General features: G+C 38.4%; 21 protein-coding genes and 1 pseudogene. 11 read left to right on the top strand and 11 right to left on the bottom strand.

Annotated features, from left to right (window positions below; genetic code table 11):
* Positions 1 to 18 precede the first annotated feature (18 nt).
* The gene (locus TZ90_RS04855) at positions 19 to 486 is read left to right on the top strand and encodes an 8-oxo-dGTP diphosphatase (protein WP_045611771.1); all 468 of its coding nucleotides are present in this window, start codon (positions 19 to 21) and stop codon (positions 484 to 486) included.
* Here the strand turns inward: TZ90_RS04855 and TZ90_RS10230 are convergent.
* Positions 483 to 560, bottom strand: a pseudogene (locus tag TZ90_RS10230) (DNA-binding transcriptional regulator); the annotation flags it as partial. The gene TZ90_RS04855 and the pseudogene TZ90_RS10230 overlap by 4 nt on opposite strands.
* 133 nt (positions 561 to 693) lie before the next feature.
* On the opposite strand from TZ90_RS10230, the gene TZ90_RS04850 reads away from it, so the two are divergent.
* The 7 genes from TZ90_RS04850 (at position 694) to TZ90_RS04820 (ending at position 6,677) form a co-directional block, all read left to right on the top strand.
* Positions 694 to 1,671: a LacI family DNA-binding transcriptional regulator gene (locus tag TZ90_RS04850; protein WP_000207598.1), complete on the top strand. Its 978-nt coding sequence runs from the start codon at positions 694 to 696 to the stop codon at positions 1,669 to 1,671.
* Entirely contained in the window at positions 1,668 to 2,579 is a 912-nt protein-coding gene (rbsK, locus tag TZ90_RS04845; RefSeq protein ID WP_024057579.1) for a ribokinase, read from the top strand. The genes TZ90_RS04850 and rbsK overlap by 4 nt, the downstream gene beginning before the upstream one ends.
* The gene (gene rbsD / locus TZ90_RS04840) at positions 2,554 to 2,952 is read left to right on the top strand and encodes a D-ribose pyranase (RefSeq protein WP_000759835.1); all 399 of its coding nucleotides are present in this window, start codon (positions 2,554 to 2,556) and stop codon (positions 2,950 to 2,952) included. The genes rbsK and rbsD overlap by 26 nt, the downstream gene beginning before the upstream one ends.
* Before the next feature lie 13 nt (positions 2,953 to 2,965).
* Positions 2,966 to 4,444, top strand: a complete 1,479-nt coding sequence (locus TZ90_RS04835) for a sugar ABC transporter ATP-binding protein (RefSeq protein ID WP_033687065.1) — start codon at positions 2,966 to 2,968, stop codon at positions 4,442 to 4,444.
* A 1-nt stretch (position 4,445) separates the two neighbouring features.
* The gene (locus TZ90_RS04830; RefSeq protein ID WP_004248623.1) at positions 4,446 to 5,390 is read left to right on the top strand and encodes an ABC transporter permease subunit; all 945 of its coding nucleotides are present in this window, start codon (positions 4,446 to 4,448) and stop codon (positions 5,388 to 5,390) included.
* A 103-nt stretch (positions 5,391 to 5,493) separates the two neighbouring features.
* Positions 5,494 to 6,459, top strand: coding sequence for a substrate-binding domain-containing protein (locus tag TZ90_RS04825; RefSeq protein ID WP_000789622.1), 966 nt, complete (start codon positions 5,494 to 5,496; stop codon positions 6,457 to 6,459).
* Between the two features lie 68 nt (positions 6,460 to 6,527).
* Positions 6,528 to 6,677: an NUDIX hydrolase gene (locus TZ90_RS04820; protein ID WP_080702869.1), complete on the top strand. Its 150-nt coding sequence runs from the start codon at positions 6,528 to 6,530 to the stop codon at positions 6,675 to 6,677.
* On the opposite strand, the gene TZ90_RS04815 is transcribed toward TZ90_RS04820, so the two are convergent.
* The 5 genes from TZ90_RS04815 to coaB all read right to left on the bottom strand — a co-directional run bounded on the left by TZ90_RS04815 (position 6,674) and on the right by coaB (position 9,692).
* Entirely contained in the window at positions 6,674 to 7,189 is a 516-nt protein-coding gene (locus TZ90_RS04815) for a transcription repressor NadR (RefSeq protein WP_033685158.1), read from the bottom strand. The two genes, TZ90_RS04820 and TZ90_RS04815, sit on opposite strands and share 4 nt — an antisense overlap.
* An 11-nt stretch (positions 7,190 to 7,200) precedes the next feature.
* Complete coding sequence (locus tag TZ90_RS04810) at positions 7,201 to 7,728, bottom strand: ECF transporter S component (RefSeq protein WP_033685157.1); 528 nt, start codon at positions 7,726 to 7,728, stop codon at positions 7,201 to 7,203.
* Positions 7,729 to 7,892: 164 nt separating this feature from the next.
* On the bottom strand, positions 7,893 to 8,456 hold the full coding sequence (locus TZ90_RS04805; RefSeq protein ID WP_000747412.1) for an ECF transporter S component: 564 nt from the start codon (positions 8,454 to 8,456) through the stop codon (positions 7,893 to 7,895).
* Positions 8,440 to 8,991, bottom strand: coding sequence for a phosphopantothenoylcysteine decarboxylase (coaC, locus tag TZ90_RS04800; RefSeq protein WP_045611770.1), 552 nt, complete (start codon positions 8,989 to 8,991; stop codon positions 8,440 to 8,442). Before coaC ends, TZ90_RS04805 begins: the two co-directional genes overlap by 17 nt.
* An 11-nt stretch (positions 8,992 to 9,002) precedes the next feature.
* Positions 9,003 to 9,692 (bottom strand): phosphopantothenate--cysteine ligase, encoded by a 690-nt coding sequence (gene coaB, locus TZ90_RS04795; protein WP_045611769.1) that lies wholly within the window; start codon positions 9,690 to 9,692, stop codon positions 9,003 to 9,005.
* Between the two features lie 229 nt (positions 9,693 to 9,921).
* On the opposite strand from coaB, the gene TZ90_RS04790 reads away from it, so the two are divergent.
* The 3 genes from TZ90_RS04790 (at position 9,922) to radC (ending at position 14,896) form a co-directional block, all read left to right on the top strand.
* Complete coding sequence (locus TZ90_RS04790; protein ID WP_045611768.1) at positions 9,922 to 11,592, top strand: formate--tetrahydrofolate ligase; 1,671 nt, start codon at positions 9,922 to 9,924, stop codon at positions 11,590 to 11,592.
* 289 nt (positions 11,593 to 11,881) lie between these two features.
* Complete coding sequence (gene pcrA / locus TZ90_RS04785) at positions 11,882 to 14,173, top strand: DNA helicase PcrA (RefSeq protein ID WP_045611767.1); 2,292 nt, start codon at positions 11,882 to 11,884, stop codon at positions 14,171 to 14,173.
* Between the two features lie 42 nt (positions 14,174 to 14,215).
* Positions 14,216 to 14,896, top strand: a complete 681-nt coding sequence (gene radC / locus TZ90_RS04780) for a RadC family protein (protein WP_045611766.1) — start codon at positions 14,216 to 14,218, stop codon at positions 14,894 to 14,896.
* Here the strand turns inward: radC and TZ90_RS04775 are convergent.
* The 5 genes from TZ90_RS04775 to TZ90_RS04755 all read right to left on the bottom strand — a co-directional run bounded on the left by TZ90_RS04775 (position 14,893) and on the right by TZ90_RS04755 (position 18,014).
* Positions 14,893 to 15,582 (bottom strand): gamma-glutamyl-gamma-aminobutyrate hydrolase family protein, encoded by a 690-nt coding sequence (locus tag TZ90_RS04775; protein ID WP_045611765.1) that lies wholly within the window; start codon positions 15,580 to 15,582, stop codon positions 14,893 to 14,895. The two genes, radC and TZ90_RS04775, sit on opposite strands and share 4 nt — an antisense overlap.
* 17 nt (positions 15,583 to 15,599) lie before the next feature.
* Positions 15,600 to 16,241 (bottom strand): redox-sensing transcriptional repressor Rex, encoded by a 642-nt coding sequence (locus TZ90_RS04770; protein ID WP_000653417.1) that lies wholly within the window; start codon positions 16,239 to 16,241, stop codon positions 15,600 to 15,602.
* 82 nt (positions 16,242 to 16,323) lie between these two features.
* A complete protein-coding gene (locus tag TZ90_RS04765; protein WP_045611763.1) occupies positions 16,324 to 16,539 on the bottom strand; it encodes a DUF4649 family protein in 216 nt (71 codons plus the stop codon).
* Positions 16,540 to 16,546: 7 nt separating this feature from the next.
* Positions 16,547 to 16,894, bottom strand: coding sequence for a DUF1831 domain-containing protein (locus tag TZ90_RS04760; protein WP_000863540.1), 348 nt, complete (start codon positions 16,892 to 16,894; stop codon positions 16,547 to 16,549).
* A 4-nt stretch (positions 16,895 to 16,898) separates the two neighbouring features.
* Complete coding sequence (locus tag TZ90_RS04755; RefSeq protein ID WP_045611761.1) at positions 16,899 to 18,014, bottom strand: cysteine desulfurase family protein; 1,116 nt, start codon at positions 18,012 to 18,014, stop codon at positions 16,899 to 16,901.
* Between the last annotated feature and the right edge of the window lie 8 nt (positions 18,015 to 18,022).

Genomic DNA, 18,022 nt, shown 5'->3' with positions numbered 1-18,022 from the left:
TTACCTAAAGGAGAAAATATGTCCCGTTCCCAATTAACGATTTTAACAAATATTTGTCTGATTGAAGATCTCGAAACCCAGCGCGTGGTTATGCAGTATCGCTCTCCTGAAACCAATCGCTGGTCTGGTTATGCCTTTCCAGGAGGTCATGTAGAAAATGGTGAGGCTTTTGCGGAGTCTGTCATTCGTGAAATCTATGAAGAAACAGGATTGACTATCCAAAATCCGCAACTGGTAGGCGTTAAAAATTGGCCTTTGGATACAGGAGGTCGCTACATTGTCTTTTGTTACAAGGCGACCGAGTTTACTGGAACTCTTCAATCTTCAGACGAGGGAGAAGTTTCTTGGGTGCAAAAAGACCAGCTTCCAAACTTGGATCTGGCCTATGATATTTTACCCTTGATGGAAATGATGGAAGCGCCTGACAAATCAGAGTTTTTCTATCGCCACCGTACAGAAGATGGCTGGGACAAGAAAATCTTCTAGTCTTTTACTAAATAACCTAGCTGATCCAAGGCCTCCTCTATATAGTGGAGGTCTTGTTGTGTTTCGTATCTAATAGCAATAGGAGATTAGTAAAAACATGTGTACTCTGAAATAAATTTAAAATATTTCTAAAAAAGTATTGACAAAATAAAAGAAAACGCTTACTATATAAATAAGGGAACGGTTCCACAATAAAAAGGAGGAGTGATGACTACAATAAAACAGGTTGCTGAAGAAGCCGGAGTATCAAAGTCAACAGTTTCAAGATATATTTCGAAAAAAGGCTATGTCGGAGATGATGCGAGAGAAAAGATAAAAAATGCTATCAAGAAATTAAATTACACACCAAATGTATTAGCACAATCTTTAAAAACTAAAAAAAATCAAATGGTAGGACTCTTATTGCCAGATATTTCTAATCCGTTCTTCCCAAGATTGGTTCGAGGAGCCGAATCATATTTGAAAGATAAAGGTTATAGGATTATGGTTGGTACTATTTCAGATCATGATTCGTTAGAAGAATATATAAACCTTTTGTTAAAAACAAATGCAGCTGGTATTATAACAACCCTTGACTTTACAAAGGAATTTCCAAATCTAACATTACCTGTTGTTGTGGTTGACCGGATTAGTAAAGATACAGGCTATGGTGTTTTTTCTGATAATCAGTTGGGTGGACGTTTGGCTGCTAAAGCAATTTGGAATGCTGGCGCTGAGCAGGTTATGATCATCAAAGTTTTAGATGATAAAGCTGAGAATATTGTGGAACGATTTGAAGCAAGTTTAAACTATTTGAGGAATAAAAATTTAGAAATTTGTATTGAAGAAAGTGAAACTTTTGACTTTGAAAAAATTCAAAAAGAAGCTAAAGAGAATCTAAAAAGAAATCCAAATATTGATAGTATTATAGCACCTTCTGATATTCATGCGATAGCTTATATTCATGAAATTTTAGCAATTGGGAAAAAAATTCCAGATGATATTCAAATCATTGGTTATGATGATATTGTACTTAGTCAATTTATTTATCCTTCTTTATCAACTATCCACCAATCATCATATAAAATGGGAGAACAGGCTGCAAAGCTAATCTATAATATGGCAAATAAGTTCTCTATAGATGAAGCTAAAATTAAACTCCCTGTTAGGTACATAGAAAGAAATACATTAAGGAGAAAGAAATGAGTAAAATTGTTGTTGTTGGAAGCATTTCAATGGACTTAGTTATGAGAACAAAAAGGATTCCAGAAGGAGGTGAAACGATTTTTGGCGATTCATTTAATATAGTTCCAGGTGGAAAAGGTGCAAATCAAGCTGTAGCTATTGGTAGATTATCCAGTGTTGAAGATAATATTTACATATTTGGGAACGTAGGAGAAGATATTTTTTCAGCAGATTTATTAAGTAATCTGCAAAATAATGATATTTCTACAGCATATGTGGGAACGGTACCACAGTCTACAGGAGTTGCACAAATTACTTTATATGGAGGTGATAATAGGATTATTTATTATCCCGGAGCTAATAATTTAGTTAAAACAAATGATTGGAAAAATGAGTGGAAATTACTTAGTGATGCAAGTATTGTTGTATTACAGAATGAAATACCACATGAAGCCAACTTATCTATAGCTAAATTTTGCCAAGAAAATCAAGTTAAGGTTCTTTACAATCCTGCACCAGCTAGAGAAACAGACAAAGAGATGATTCCTTTTTGTGATTTTATTACTCCTAACGAGCACGAATGTTCAGAGCTTTTTCCAGATAAGAAATTAGAAGAAATTATTAAAATTTATCCTAATAAAATGATTGTGACATTAGGAGTTGAAGGTTCTATTTATTATGATGGGACAGCAGTTAAGAAAATTCCTGCTATAAAAGCAGAAGTAGTTGATACTACAGGAGCAGGAGATACGTTTAATGGTGCTTTTGCTTATGCTATCTCAAAAGGAAAAGAGATGGATATTGCATTGTCCTTTGCAACGATTGCTTCACATCTTTCTGTTCAAAGATTTGGAGCGCAAGGAGGTATGCCGAGTTTGAAAGAAATAAAGGAGCATTCAGGATATGAAGAAATATGGGATTTTAAATAGTAATATAGCGAAACTAGCTGATGATTTAGGTCATATGGATTTGGTTTGTATCGGAGATTTAGGATTGCCAGTTCCAAAAGGTGTTGATAAAATTGATTTAGCATTAAGAAAAGGTAGTCCAAGTTTTTTAGAAGTTTTAAAAGAATATTCAGATCATGTACTTATTGAAAAAATTTTCTTAGCAGAAGAAATTAAGGAAAAAAACAAAGAACAGTGGCAAGCAGTTCTAGATCTTTTAGGATCGAATATAATTATTGAATATATTAGTCATGAAGAATTGAAAGCTATGAATACTAAAGTTAAGGCAGTTATTCGCACTGGGGAAGATACACCATATTCGAATATAATCTTGCAATCAGGAGTTATTATTTAGAAGGGGGTTGCCTATGAAAATTGAAATGAAGAACATTTCAAAATCTTTTGGGAATAATCGTGTTTTAGAAAGTATTGATTTGGTTCTTAATTCAGGAGAAGTTCATGCTTTAATGGGGGAGAATGGCGCAGGCAAATCAACCTTAATGAATATTTTAACTGGACTTTTTCCAGCTACTTCAGGAACTATTTTTATTGATGGAAAAGAAAAAACATTTTCTAATCCTCAAGAGGCAGAACGGTTTGGACTGAGTTTTATTCATCAGGAAATGAATACTTGGCCAGATATGACTGTACTTGATAATCTTTTTTTAGGAAGAGAAATTAAAAATTCGATTGGGTTTCTAGATAAAGTTAGTATGGAAAGGAAAGCTAAAGAAGCATTTAAACGTCTTAATATCTCTATTCCTCTCGATGCAATCATTGGTCAATTATCAGTCGGACAACAACAAATGATAGAAATAGCAAAATGTTTATTATCAGAAGTTTCCTTGTTAATTATGGATGAACCCACAGCAGCTTTAACTGATCGTGAAACTGAAACACTTTTTAAAGTGATAGAAGGATTAAAATCTGATGGTGTAGGTATTGTGTATATTTCACATCGGATGGAAGAAATCTTTAAGATCACAGATCTTATAACTGTTATGAGGGATGGGTTTGTAATTGATACCAAGAAAACGAAGTTTACTAATGCAGATGAATTAGTTCAGAAGATGGTAGGCCGTGAATTAGAAGATTATTATCCAGAAAAAAAGGCTGAGATTGGGAATATTGTTTTTCAAGCTAAGAATCTTTCTGGTGATGCTTTTACGGATATTTCTTTCTATGTACGTCAAGGGGAAATTCTTGGTTTTTCTGGTTTGATGGGTGCTGGTCGTACTGAAATAATGCGAGCAATTTTTGGAATTGATTCTTTAAAATCTGGTCAAATTATAATAAACGGAGAACAACTGATAATTAAAAATCCTTTTGAAGCAATTAAGCATGGAATTGGTTTCTTAACAGAAGATCGTAAAGATGAGGGATTGATTTTAGATTTTTCTATTAAAGATAATATGACTTTACCTAGTACTCGTGATTTTGTTAAAAATGGCATTTTCGATAATAAAACAAGTGGTATATTTGTACAACGCTTAATTGATAGGTTACAAATTAAATCAGGTTATCCAGATAAGGAAGTTGGGACACTTTCTGGTGGTAATCAACAGAAAGTAGTTTTAGCAAAATGGATAGGTATTGCACCAAAAGTACTGATTTTAGATGAGCCAACTCGTGGGGTAGATGTTGGAGCTAAGCGTGAAATTTACCAATTAATGAATGAATTAGCTGAACGAGGTGTACCGATTATTATGGTCTCTTCAGATTTACCAGAAGTGATTGGAGTCAGTGATCGCATTATGGTCATGCATGAAGGTAGAATTAGTGGGGAATTAACACGTCGAGAAGCTACACAAGAAAAAGTTATGCAACTAGCTACAGGAGGACAATAGTGTGAAAAATACTATGAAGTACATGTCAGAATTGACAACGGTAATAGCATTGATAATTTTAATGGCTGTCATCACTATTATCAATTCAAATTTTTTAACAGCAAATAATCTGTTAAATTTACTATTGCAAGTAACATCAAATGCACTGATTGCTTTTGGAATGACTTTTGTTATTCTAACAGGTGGAATCGATTTATCAGTAGGATCAATTTTAGCCTTATCCAGCGCGCTAACAGCAGGTTTATTAGGATCTGGAATGCCTGTTACGTTAGCAATTCTCATCTCTTTAATTTTGGGTTGCATTCTAGGTATGATGAATGGGTTATTGATTTCCTACGGGAAATTAGCTCCATTTATCGTCACTTTAGCGACTATGACTATTTTTAGGGGAGCAACACTTGTTTATACAAATGGGAATCCTATTACAAAAGGATTAAGTGATACATTCTTATTTCAATTTTTGGGGCAAGGTTACATAGTAGGAATTCCATTTCCTGTAATTATTATGTTTATTGTATTTATTGTTTTATATGTTTTACTTCATAAAACAGCATTTGGTAAATCTGTATATGCTATAGGGGGGAATGAAAAAGCAGCATATATATCAGGTGTGAAATTAAATAAAGTGAAAATTATCATTTATTCAATATCAGGTATTATGGCTTCAATTTCTGGATTAATTATAACATCACGCTTAAGTTCTGCTCAACCAACAGCAGGTGCTAGTTATGAAATGGATGCTATTGCAGCTGTTGTTCTTGGAGGAACCTCTTTATCTGGAGGTAAAGGTCGTATACTTGGGACTCTAATAGGTGCTTTAATTATTGGAGTTTTGAATAATGGACTTAATATTATTGGTGTTTCAGCATTTTGGCAACAAGTAGTAAAAGGAGTTGTAATCTTAATTGCTGTTCTGATTGATCGTTTTAAAGTTGTAAAACAGTAGAATAATTTTCAATTTTTTTGGAAATAGTAACAATTTATTAGATGACGTACAATAATCGGGATTGAAACTATCCCTATAGATATATATTACGAGGAGTAATAACATGAAAAATATTAAAAAAATTAGCATTTTTGCTTTGTTTGTAACATTTATTTTTGCTTTAGTAGCTTGTGGAAAAACTGGTTTAGGAAATTCATCAAATGATAATAAATCTACGACTCAAAAGTCGGCAAAAGAATTAAAATTAGGAGTTTCTATTTCTACTACTAACAATCCTTATTTTGTGGCTATGAAAGATGGCCTTGAAAAAGCTGCAGGGGAAAAAGAAGTAACTTTGAAGATAGCAGATGCACAAGATGATGCTGCTAGACAAGCAGATGATATTCAAAATTTTATTAGTCAAAATGTAGATGCTTTACTAATTAATCCAGTTGATTCTGATGCAATTGTTACATCTATTAAAGCTGCTAATAATGCAAACATTCCGGTAATCTTAATTGACCGCGGTAGTAATGGTGGTGAAGTCTTGACAACTGTTGCTTCTGATAACGTAGAAGCAGGTAAAATGGCTGCAGAATTTATTACCAAGCAATTGGGAGAAAAAGCAAAAACTTTTGAATTATCAGGAGTCCCTGGCGCTTCTGCAACTGTAGATAGAGGTAAAGGATTTGAACAAATTTCAAAGACAAATTTAGATGTTCTTTCTAGTCAATCCGCTAATTTTGATCGCGCAAAAGCATTGAATACAGCGCAAAATATGATTCAAGGAAACAAAGAAGTACAAGCAATCTTTGCACAGAATGATGAGATGGCGTTAGGAGCTGCACAAGCAGTAAAAGCAGCTGGTCTTAGCAATGTATTAATTGTTGGTATTGATGGTCAACCAGATGCACATGATGCTATTGCAAAAGGTGATATTACTGCCACTATTGCTCAGCAACCAGCTAAGATGGGTGAAATTGCTATTCAATCAGCAATAGATCATTATCAAGGGAAAAAACTGGAAAAAGAAACAGTTTCTCCAATTTATCTTGTGACTAAGGATAATGTTGATCAACATAACTGGTGATATATTTTTAGTAAGCAAGTAGTTGTTAATTTTCATTCAATGTGGTTTTTAAATATCATTGTTACTATTTGAGCTATTGGATTCAAAAAGACCAGATTCCAAACTTGGATCTGGCCTATGATATGCTACCTTTGATGGAAATGATGGAAGCTCCTGACAAGTCAGAGTTTTTCTACCGCCACAGTACAGAAGACGATTGGGAAAAGAAAATTTTCTAATCCTTTACTAAATAACCTAGCTGATCCAAGGCCTCCTCGATATAGTGGAGGTCTTGTTGTGTTTCGGCTTCAACTAGGTGGTAATGGATACCATCTGTCAATTCAGATAAAGGTTTAAAATCAGAATGCTCGACTTGTTCTAGAAAATGTTGCACATCTCTGCGACAAGACAGTTTAAGCAAGGTTTCAATTTCTCCATAGACGGGATGGTCAATCAAGGTATTTTGAACACGTCCACCATTATCAACGATAGCAAGGAGTTCTTGACCGATTTCTTCAACTTCATGTTTCACTTTGAAAAGTTTGTGAACATAAGGATTGGTTTCAATTTGCTTATAGACGTAGCCACGATTAGTGGATAGGATAGGAGCGCCATCGGCTCTCAAAATTGCAATGTCCTGCACAATGACCTGACGTGTGACATGAAAATGTTCCGCCAAACTTTGGCCATTAAGGGCTTTAGGAGCTTCTTTCAAGAGTTGGAGCAGAGCTTGTTTGCGATCTTTTGTCATAGCTTTTCCTTTTAACGGCGTTTTCGAAGCACTTTATAGACAGCTAGTGCTAATGTATAGTCTACCATACTATGGATAATTGTGCCAAATCCAACTAGTACAAATAGAACATAAAACATATTTTCTACATTGGTACCAGAAGTTGCGTAAAAAACGACACAGGCCAATACTTCAGCAAGGGCATGGATAAGCGCTAAAACAAAGTTAAAAATCCAGGAAGCTTTTGGTTTATCTAGGGTATCGGGGAATTTTTGTAGGTAAAGAGCTCCCAAAGTCCCAAAAAAGATATGGGAAAAAGCTCGAAATACGATAACCATGGGATAGCCAGCCATCAAAAATCCAAAACTAGAGGCTAGGATGACAAAAACAGCCATCAAGGGCGATAAGAACATGGCAATAAAAATAGCGATGTGGCTTCCTAAAGTATAGGAAGCAGGTGGAATGACAATCTTGAAAGGCATAACAATTGGAATCAAAATTGCAATAGCCGTTAAAAGGGCAGTCATTGTCATAAATTGTGTCTTTTTCCGTGTATTCATAAGAATCTCCTTTTTTCTGTATATACACTAGTATAGTACAATAAACAAGACAATAAAGCAAGGATTTACTTAGGTTTATAGGTCGTTTTTTAGTAAAAAGTTCACTATAAAGAAACTACTTCAAACAAAATCTCCACCTTCAAGCTTGAAAGCGGAGATTATTTTTATTTCTTCAAGGTTTGTAGTCTTGGAACAATAGCTAGGGTTAGAACTGCAGAAATGACTAATTCGGCGATTGAATTTGTTGAGATAACAGTTGCTAGGAGTTTTTGGATATTACCATCAAAAACATTTCCAAAAAGGTAGAAAATTCCACCAAGGACAAAGACTGTATTGGTAAGTGAACCAAGGGCACCAGCTAGAATCAGACCAGTCTTGTTTTTCATCAGTTTATAGACTAGATAAGGAGTTAAACCAATCAAAATACGTGGGACGATAGCTATAATAGCTGAGTAGATGTTTCCGTTTGGTACGAATGGTGAGAAGAGGTAGCTTGTCGGTAGAATTGTAATCGTGTTAACAGTTAAACTAAGTAGCCCCATCAAAAATCCAAGTGTAACCCCAACTCGTGGACCGTAGATAATGCTGGCAATAATGACAGGAATATGAACGATGGTCGGTTTGATTGGAAATGGGAAAAGGTTAAAGATAAGTGAGCTCAGAAAATGAATCACGAGCATGGTTGCAAAAAAGATAGCAATGGGTGCAATATTAGAGCGTTTTTTCATCGAGAGTTTCCTTTATTCTTTCTAAAATAATTGTGAGGTCAGCTAATGCTCCTCGTCCATGGTCTCCACAAGCTAGTAGGGATTTCTTAGGAGCAATCAGCTGATAGCCGTAGCTTTCTAATGTTTTCAGATTAGCCTGAGTTGCCGGATGTTCATACATCTTTGTATTCATAGCAGGAGCTATTAGTTTAGGAATATGACTGGGCAATGCTAGAGCTGTACTGGTCACCATATTGTCCGCAAATCCGTGGGCTAGTTTTGCAATAGTGTTAGCAGTTGCAGGGGCCACAATAAATAAATCCGCCTTTTTTCCAAGTTCGATATGATTGACCTGATCAGGATAGGGTTCCTTCATGACATCCAAGTGGACAGGATTCTGTGAGAGTACCTGTAGTGTCAAAGGTTGGATAAACTCTGTAGCAGCCTGAGTCATTAAAACAGTGACTTGATGACCTTGTTTTTTTAGAGAACTGACTAAATCTGCCGACTTGTAAGAGGCGATAGACCCCGTTACAGCCAAGAGAATATGTGCCATAGCTTTCCTTTCTATGAATGATAGGCTTGAATTTTTTTAAGGAGGAGTTCTGCAATTTCTTCTTTAGTCTGGACTGTTTGAAGCTGATCTTTCTCAACAAAGATAGCTCTGTGCTGCTTTGCTGAGATTTGAGTCAGGTCATTTGCAATGATTAAGTCTGCTTGGTTTTTGATGAGACTTTTTCGTGCAATGTCAACCAGATAGTCTTCGTTAACATCAACCAGCAGTTTGAAACCAATCAGATGAATAGCAGGATTCCACTCCTTGACTAGAGAGATAATTTTGGGTGTCTTTTTTAGGAACAAAACCTGAACCTCGTCAGTTGAAGAAATCTTAGCTTGATGATTTTGCTTGCTTAAAAATTCTTCTAGATTAGAGCTAGCCTGAACTTCCTCCAGCCCTGTCATATAGACAGGAGTGTAATCAGATACGGCCATTGAGTGAATCAAAACCTGATAATCTGCAACACGTTCTTTCATTTCCAGAAGAAGGTTCTTGGTATTGTTAATTTCTCGAATGCTTAGGTTGGGATGGGCTTCTGGCTTCACGGCTCGTTTTGTTGTTATCAAACAAACTTCATGCCCTGCAGCAAGCAAAGTTTCTGTGATGATTTTGCCCAAGCGACCTGTGGAATGATTAGTGATAGAGCGGACGCTATCGATAACTTCACTGGTACCGCCCGATGTAACTAAAATTTTCATAGCACTATTGTACACAAAAATAAACGGTAAGTAAAATGAAAGTGATAAAATTTTGGTAAAAACGAAGATTTACTATAGTTTCAAACTATAAAGCAATATAAAATTTAAAAAAGGACTCTAAAAACCTTAAAAATAGGGATATTTACGAACGTTTAGAGAGTTTAAGGATGTTAAAAATCTTGTTTTGTGTTATAATGAATTATCATATAAGAGGTTAGAGGAGTTTTGAATGAAAACAGATATTGAAATCGCACAGAGTATTGAGTTGAAGCCTATTGTTGATGTTGTAGAGAAACTGGGTATTTCTTACGATGATTTGGAGTTGTACGGAAAGTACAAGGCTAAACTCAGCTTTGATAAAATTCGTGCAGTTGAGAGCAATCCAGTTGGGAAATTGATTTTGGTTACTGCTATCAACCCAACGCCTGCAGGCGAAGGAAAATCAACTATTACCATTGGTCTGGCGGACGCCTTGAATAAGATTGGAAAGAAAACCATGATTGCTATCCGCGAACCATCTCTTGGCCCAGTAATGGGGATTAAGGGTGGTGCGGCAGGTGGTGGTTACGCTCAAGTTCTGCCAATGGAAGACATCAACCTCCACTTTACTGGAGACATGCATGCCATTACAACTGCTAACAATGCTCTTTCTGCCTTGATTGACAACCACTTGCACCAAGGAAATGAGCTAGGAATTGACCAACGCCGTATTCTCTGGAAACGTGTAGTGGACTTGAACGATCGCGCCCTTCGTCATGTAACCGTTGGACTTGGTGGTCCTCTAAATGGTATTCCTCGTGAGGATGGATTTGACATTACCGTCGCTTCCGAAATCATGGCCATTCTTTGCTTGGCGACTGATATTGAGGATTTGAAACGCCGTTTGGCTAACATTGTTATCGGATATCGCTATGACCGTACACCAGTTTCTGTAGGTGATTTGCAGGTAGAAGGTGCTTTGGCTTTGATTTTGAAGGATGCTATTAAGCCAAACTTGGTTCAGACAATTTACGGTACACCTGCCTTTGTACACGGTGGTCCATTTGCCAATATCGCTCATGGATGTAACTCTGTTTTGGCAACAACAACAGCTCTTCATTTGGCTGATTATACTGTTACTGAAGCTGGTTTTGGTGCAGACCTTGGTGCTGAGAAATTCCTTGATATCAAGACACCAAACTTGCCAACATCTCCAGATGCTGTTGTCATCGTCGCAACCCTTCGTGCCCTTAAGATGAATGGTGGTGTAGCTAAGGACGCTTTGACAGAGGAAAATGTGGAAGCAGTTCGTGCAGGTTTTGCTAACTTGAAACGACACGTTGAAAATATCCGTAAGTTCGGTATTCCAGCAGTTGTAGCTATCAACGAATTTGTATCTGATACAGAAGCTGAAATCGCAGCCTTGAAAGAACTCTGTGCCTCAATCGATGTACCAGTTGAGTTGGCTAGTGTCTGGGCTGATGGTGCAGAAGGTGGTGTATCTCTTGCTGAAACGCTTGTCAAGACTATCGCTGAAAACCCAGCCAACTATACACGTCTTTATGACAATGACCTTTCTGTTCAAGAAAAGATTGAAAAGATTGTTACTGAAATCTACCGTGGTAGCAAAGTAAACTTTGAGAAGAAAGCTCAAACACAAATCGCTCAAATCGTTCAAAACGGATGGGACAAATTGCCAATCTGTATGGCTAAAACTCAGTATAGTTTCTCTGACAATCCAAATGCACTTGGAGCACCTGAAAACTTTGAAATTACCATTCGTGAATTGGTACCAAAATTAGGTGCAGGCTTTATCGTTGCCCTAACTGGTGATGTCATGACCATGCCTGGGCTTCCAAAACGACCAGCAGCCCTCAACATGGATGTTGAAAGTGATGGAACAGTCCTAGGTTTGTTCTAGTATATTGTAATTGACTTTATACTCTTCGAAAATCTCTTCAAACCACGTCAGCTTCACCTTGCCGTACTCAAGTACAGCCTGCGGCTAGCTTCCTAGTTTGCACTTCGATTTTCATTGAGTAAAAAATGAGTTTGAAAATACTATCCAAGCTCATTTTCTTATCTAGATATAAGGCCATATTTTCAGCTGATGAAAGAGTTGCCTTCTATAAGCAATCAGTCTAGGTAAAGATATTTTCTCTGATTTCTGATATAATAGAAATATTGACTTCAAGAGTAAGGAAGAGAAGATGAACGCATTATTGAATGGAATGAATGACCGTCAGGCTGAGGCGGTGCAAACGACAGAAGGTCCCTTGTTGATCATGGCGGGGGCTGGTTCTGGAAAGACCCGAGTTTTGACCCACCGCATCGCTTATCTGATTGATGAAAAGCTGGTCAATCCGTGGAACATCTTGGCCATTACCTTTACTAACAAGGCTGCGCGTGAGATGAAGGAGCGTGCTTATAATCTTAATCCAGCCACTCAGGACTGTTTGATTGCGACCTTTCACTCCATGTGTGTTCGTATCCTACGTCGCGATGCGGACCATATTGGCTACAACCGCAATTTCACTATTGTAGATCCTGGAGAACAGCGAACGCTCATGAAACGCATTCTCAAGCAGTTGAACCTGGATCCTAAAAAATGGAATGAACGGAGCATTTTAGGGACTATTTCTAATGCTAAGAATGATCTGATTGATGATGTGGCTTATGCTGCCCAAGCTGGCGATATGTACACGCAAATCGTGTCCCAGTGTTACACGGCTTACCAAAAAGAACTGCGTCAGTCGGAGTCGGTTGACTTTGATGATTTGATTATGTTGACCTTGCGTCTTTTTGATCAAAATCCTGATGTTTTGACCTATTACCAGCAAAAATTCCAATACATCCATGTTGATGAGTACCAAGATACTAACCATGCCCAGTACCAATTGGTCAAACTCTTGGCTTCGCGCTTTAAAAATATCTGTGTAGTTGGAGATGCGGACCAATCTATCTACGGTTGGCGTGGTGCTGATATGCAGAATATCTTGGACTTCGAAAAGGATTATCCTCAAGCCAAGGTTGTCTTGTTGGAGGAAAATTACCGCTCAACGAAGACCATCCTCCAAGCGGCCAATGAGGTTATTAAAAATAATAAAAACCGTCGTCCTAAAAATCTCTGGACTCAAAATGCGGATGGGGAGCAAATCGTATACTATCGTGCTAATGATGAGCTGGATGAGGCTGTATTTGTAGCCAGAACCATCGATGAACTTAGTCGCAGTCAAAACTTCCTTCACAAGGATTTTGCAGTTCTCTATCGGACTAATGCGCAGTCCCGTACTATCGAGGAAGCCTTGCTCAAGTCAAACATCCCTTATACAATGGTCGGCGGAACCAAGTTCTACAGTCGTAAGGAAATCCGCGATATTATTGCATATCTCAACCTCATTGCTAATTTAAGTGACAATATTAGTTTTGAACGTATTATCAACGAGCCTAAACGTGGAATTGGGCCAGGAACGGTTGAGAAAATCCGTGATTTTGCCAATATGCAAAACATGTCCATGCTAGATGCTTCAGCAAATATCATGTTGTCTGGAATCAAGGGGAAGGCGGCCCAATCTATCTGGGATTTTGCCAATATGGTTCTTGATTTACGGGAGCAGTTGGACCAATTAACCATTACAGAGTTGGTTGAGGCTGTCCTAGAAAAAACAGGTTACATCGATATTCTTAATGCCCAAGCGACTCTAGAAAGCAAGGCTCGGGTAGAAAACATCGAGGAGTTCCTTTCTGTTACGAAAAACTTTGATGACACCTCTGATATGTCAGAAGAGGAAACTGGTTTGGACAAACTGAGTCGTTTCTTAAATGACTTGGCCTTGATTGCGGACACAGATTCAGGAAGTCAGGAGACATCAGAAGTGACCTTGATGACCCTACATGCTGCTAAAGGTCTCGAGTTTCCAGTTGTCTTTTTGATTGGGATGGAAGAAAATGTCTTTCCACTTAGCCGTGCGGCTGAAGATCAAGATGAATTGGAAGAAGAGCGTCGTCTTGCCTATGTAGGTATCACACGTGCAGAGAAAATTCTTTATCTGACCAATGCCAACTCACGCCTGCTTTTCGGTCGTACCAATTACAATCGTCCGACTCGTTTTATTAACGAAATCAGTTCAGACTTGCTTGAGTATCAAGGCTTAGCTCGTCCAGCAAATACAAGCTTTAAGGCATCTTATAGCAGTGGTGGGGTTGCTTTCGGTCAAGGTATGAGTCTTGCTCAGGCTCTTCAGGACCGTAAACGCAGTGCGGCCCCAAAAACTATCCAGTCAAGCGGCCTTCCATTTGGTCAATTTTCAGCCGGTGCAAAATCTGCGTCTAGCGAGACAAATTGGTCCATTGGTGACATTGCTCTCCACAAGAAATGGGGAGAGGGAACTGTTCTGGAAGTTTCAGGAAGCGGTGCTACGCAGGAATTAAAAATCAATTTCCCAGAAGTAGGTTTGAAAAAACTTTTAGCTAGTGTAGCCCCAATTGAGAAAAAAATATAATTTTCCATCCTTCTCACGAATAATAAAGTGAGGAGGATTTTTATGTATAGTATTTCATTCCAAGAAGATTCACTGTTGCCAAGAGAAAGGCTGGCAAAAGAAGGAGTTGAAGCGCTCAGTAATCAAGAGTTGCTAGCTATTTTACTCAGAACAGGAACACGTCAAGCCAGCGTTTTTGAAATTGCCCAGAAAGTCTTGAATAATCTTTCAAGCCTAACAGATTTGAAAAAAATGACCCTGCAGGAATTGCAGAGTCTATCTGGTATCGGGCGCGTTAAGGCCATAGAATTACAAGCTATGATTGAACTGGGCTATCGTATTCACAAACACGAAACCCTTGAGATGGAAAGTATTCTCAGCAGTCAAAAGTTGGCCAAGAAGATGCAACAGGAGTTGGGACATAAAAAACAAGAGCACCTGGTGGCGCTCTATCTCAATACTCAAAATCAAATCATCCATCAACAGACCATTTTTATCGGCTCAGCTACCCGCAGTATCGCTGAACCGCGAGAGATTCTTCACTATGCCATCAAGCATATGGCGACCTCTCTCATCTTGGTTCACAATCATCCTTCGGGAGCGGTAGCGCCTAGCCGAAATGATGATCAAGTCACTAAACTTGTAAAAGAAGCCTGTGACCTGATGGGGATTGTCCTCTTGGACCATTTGATTGTCTCTCATTCTAATTACTTTAGTTATCGAGAAAAGACGGATTTAATCTAAAGTTCATTAACGAAATAGTCAAAGAGGTTTTTATCTTTGGGACGATTTTCAAATAGAAATTCTGGGTGCCATTGGACACCGAGAAAGGCGACATCATCCGTACTCATGACAGCTTCAATGATACCATCCTTAGGGTCATGAGCTGCAATCTTTAAGTTAGGTGCTAAATCCTTAATACTCTGATGGTGGAAGGAGTTGATATGGGAGATTTCTCCATAGATTTCTCGAAGAACAGTATCAGGTTCTGTCACCAAGCGTTGAGTTGTGTATTCGGCAGAACAATCTTGCCAGTGATCTTCGATATCTTGATACAAAGTTCCACCCATGGCAACGTTAAAGAGTTGAGTTCCACGGCAGACAGAAAAAATTGGTTTTTTCTGTTTAATAGCTTCCTTGATGAGGGCCAGTTCGAAGATATCCCTTTGAAGGTGGTAGTCATCGCTATCGATAGTTTTTGGTTCACCATAAAATTTTGGATCAACATTTTGCCCACCTGTCAAGATGAGCTTGTCAATCATACTGATATAGTGGCAGGCCATTTCTTGATCACCAATCGGTAGGATGATGGGAATCCCTCCAGCGTCTTTAACGCCTTCCACAAAGCCTTTTGCTACGTAGCTCATCATGATGTCATCATCTGGATGAGTTTTTTCGTTTCCTGTAATCCCAATAACTGGTTTTTTCATAAAATGATTTTCGCTTTCTAATCCTCTTTTCGCATGAAGTAGAGGAGGGTTTGGAGTTCACTTGTCAAATCGACATACTGAACGACCACGTCTTTTGGTAAATGCAGATGGACTGGTGAAAAACTGAGAATTCCTTTCACTCCAGCATCTACTAAGAGATTGGCAACCTCTTGTGACTTGACGCTGGGAACGGTCAGGATAGCAGTCTTGACATCAGCATCCTTGATTTTATCCTTGATTTGAGAAATTCCGTAAATGGGAATTCCATCAGGAGTTTGGGTACCGACTTCGGGATGGTCATCTAGGTCAAAGGCCATGATAATTTTCATCTTGTTACGCTCGTGGAAGCGGTAGTGGAGAAGGGCATGGCCCATATTTCCAATACCAACCAGCATGACATTGGTGATGGAGTTATCATTGAGCAAATCGGCAAAAAATGTCATCAGTTTTTTGACATCATAGCCAAATCCACGCCGACCTAGTTCACCAAAATAGGAAAAATCACGACGTACAGTCGCTGAGTCAATACCGATAGCCTCTGCAATTTGCTTAGAGTTGGCACGTTCAATCTTTTCTGCATGAAATCTCTTAAAAATTCGATAGTAGAGAGAGAGTCTTTTCGCTGTAGCTTTTGGAATAGCAGACTGTTTATCTTTCACAAAATCACAACCTTTCTATTCTTCTATTTTATAGAAACATTGTGAAAAAATCAACAAAAATAAGAAAAAACTAAGAAAAATCTTAGTTTTGATGTAAAAAATCTGCATGTGATAGAAAACGGTAGAGGTCCCCGACCAGCCCTTGGTAAACTTTCTGGCCCTTAAAAGTCAGAGAAGTCACATAAAGTGTATCTGGTAGGGTTACACATCCTGACAGAGCCAGCATGAGAGCCTCGTAATCCTCATACTTGAGAGTCCGCTCTACCTGATAGCTGTCCTTATAGGTCAGTTCAAACATATGGGACCTATCTTTCAGATTTTGTAAAGACACCACGTTCTACCAAGCTATCCATGAGGAAGTAGAATTTTTCCTGATGAATGTGGTGGTCTTCTGATTTGAAAATATCAACTAGACGTAGCCCAAACTTGTCAGTGATATTGATTTTAGCACCTGTAAGTTCCTTGTTAATGATGATTTTGAGTTGGAAGCCTTCACCACTGTTCGGAACTTTTTCCAAAAGGCGAGTCAATTCATAGTTACCAACCTTAGTCTCAAAAAAGGTATTGTCCTTAAGGGTGAATTTTTTAACAGAAGGGCTAAGAGTGTAGTCGTAACGACAATTTTTTAACTGAATGGTTTTTTCAAATGCCATATGGCTAACCTCCGATAATTTCTTTTAAGGTTTTTGCGAGGGTATGTAGATCTTCACCAGTATTTTCTGGCGACAAACTGATACGAACGGATTCCTTCAAGCGTTCTGAATTTGCCCCGTACATGGCCTCAAGAACATGGCTGGATTGTACAATGCCTGCAGTGCAGGCTGAGCCAGTAGAGATTGAAATTCCAGCCAAATCTAGACGAAGGAGTAAGAGGTCATTTTTTTGGCCAGGAAATCCAATATTGAGAACATAGGGGAGATGGTGTTCGCCTCTATTCAGGTAATACTGAACTCCCTCTAGTTCTGCAAGGAAGGTAGTTTCTAAATTTTGTACATGTTGAAAATGCTCTACTTGTTTTTCTAGGTCTTCTTTTAGAGCTGCAACCATGCCTATTATGGCAGCTAAATTTTCAGTTCCTGCTCGTTTTTTCTGTTCTTGGTCTCCACCATGGAGATAGGAATCAAAGTCCATGCTAGAAGCGTAGAGAAAACCGATTCCCTTAGGACCATGGAATTTATGGGCAGAAGCAGTGAGAAAATCAATGCCCAATTCTTCTGGGTGTATAGGGATTTTACCAATAGCCTGAACTGCATCGACATGATAGGCGGCTGGGTGTTGCTTGAGTATTTGGCCAATTTCAGCAATGGGAAGTAGGTTTCCTGTCTCGTTATTGGCAAACATGGTAGAAACCAAAATCGTATCATCACGTAAGGATTCTTGGATTTGCTGGGCTGTGATTTCTTGATTTTCTGGCTGGATAATGGTTGCTTCAAACCCAAAGTTTTGAACCAAGTAATCAATGGTTTCAAGGACGGCATGGTGCTCAATGGCAGTTGTGATGATATGTTTTCCTTGTTCTTGGTGACGAAGGCAGTAGCCAATGATGGCAGTATTGTTTCCTTCAGTCCCACCAGAAGTGAAAAAGATATGTTGAGGTTTTGTTCCCAGTAATTGAGCTAGTTCCTGACGGGCTTCGCGTAAGAGCTTGCCAGCTTGACGGCCATGCCCATGAATACTAGAAGGATTTCCATGGGTTTCTTGCATAACCTTGGTCATAGCTGAAATAGCAACTGCTGACATGGGAGTCGTTGCAGCATTGTCCAAATAAATCAAAGAATCAC

It is taken from the genome of Streptococcus mitis, assembly GCF_000960005.1.
Lineage (GTDB): Bacteria > Bacillota > Bacilli > Lactobacillales > Streptococcaceae > Streptococcus > Streptococcus mitis_CK.
Note: the sequence above shows the minus strand (reverse complement) of the source record. Positions and strands in the feature narration are given on the sequence as shown.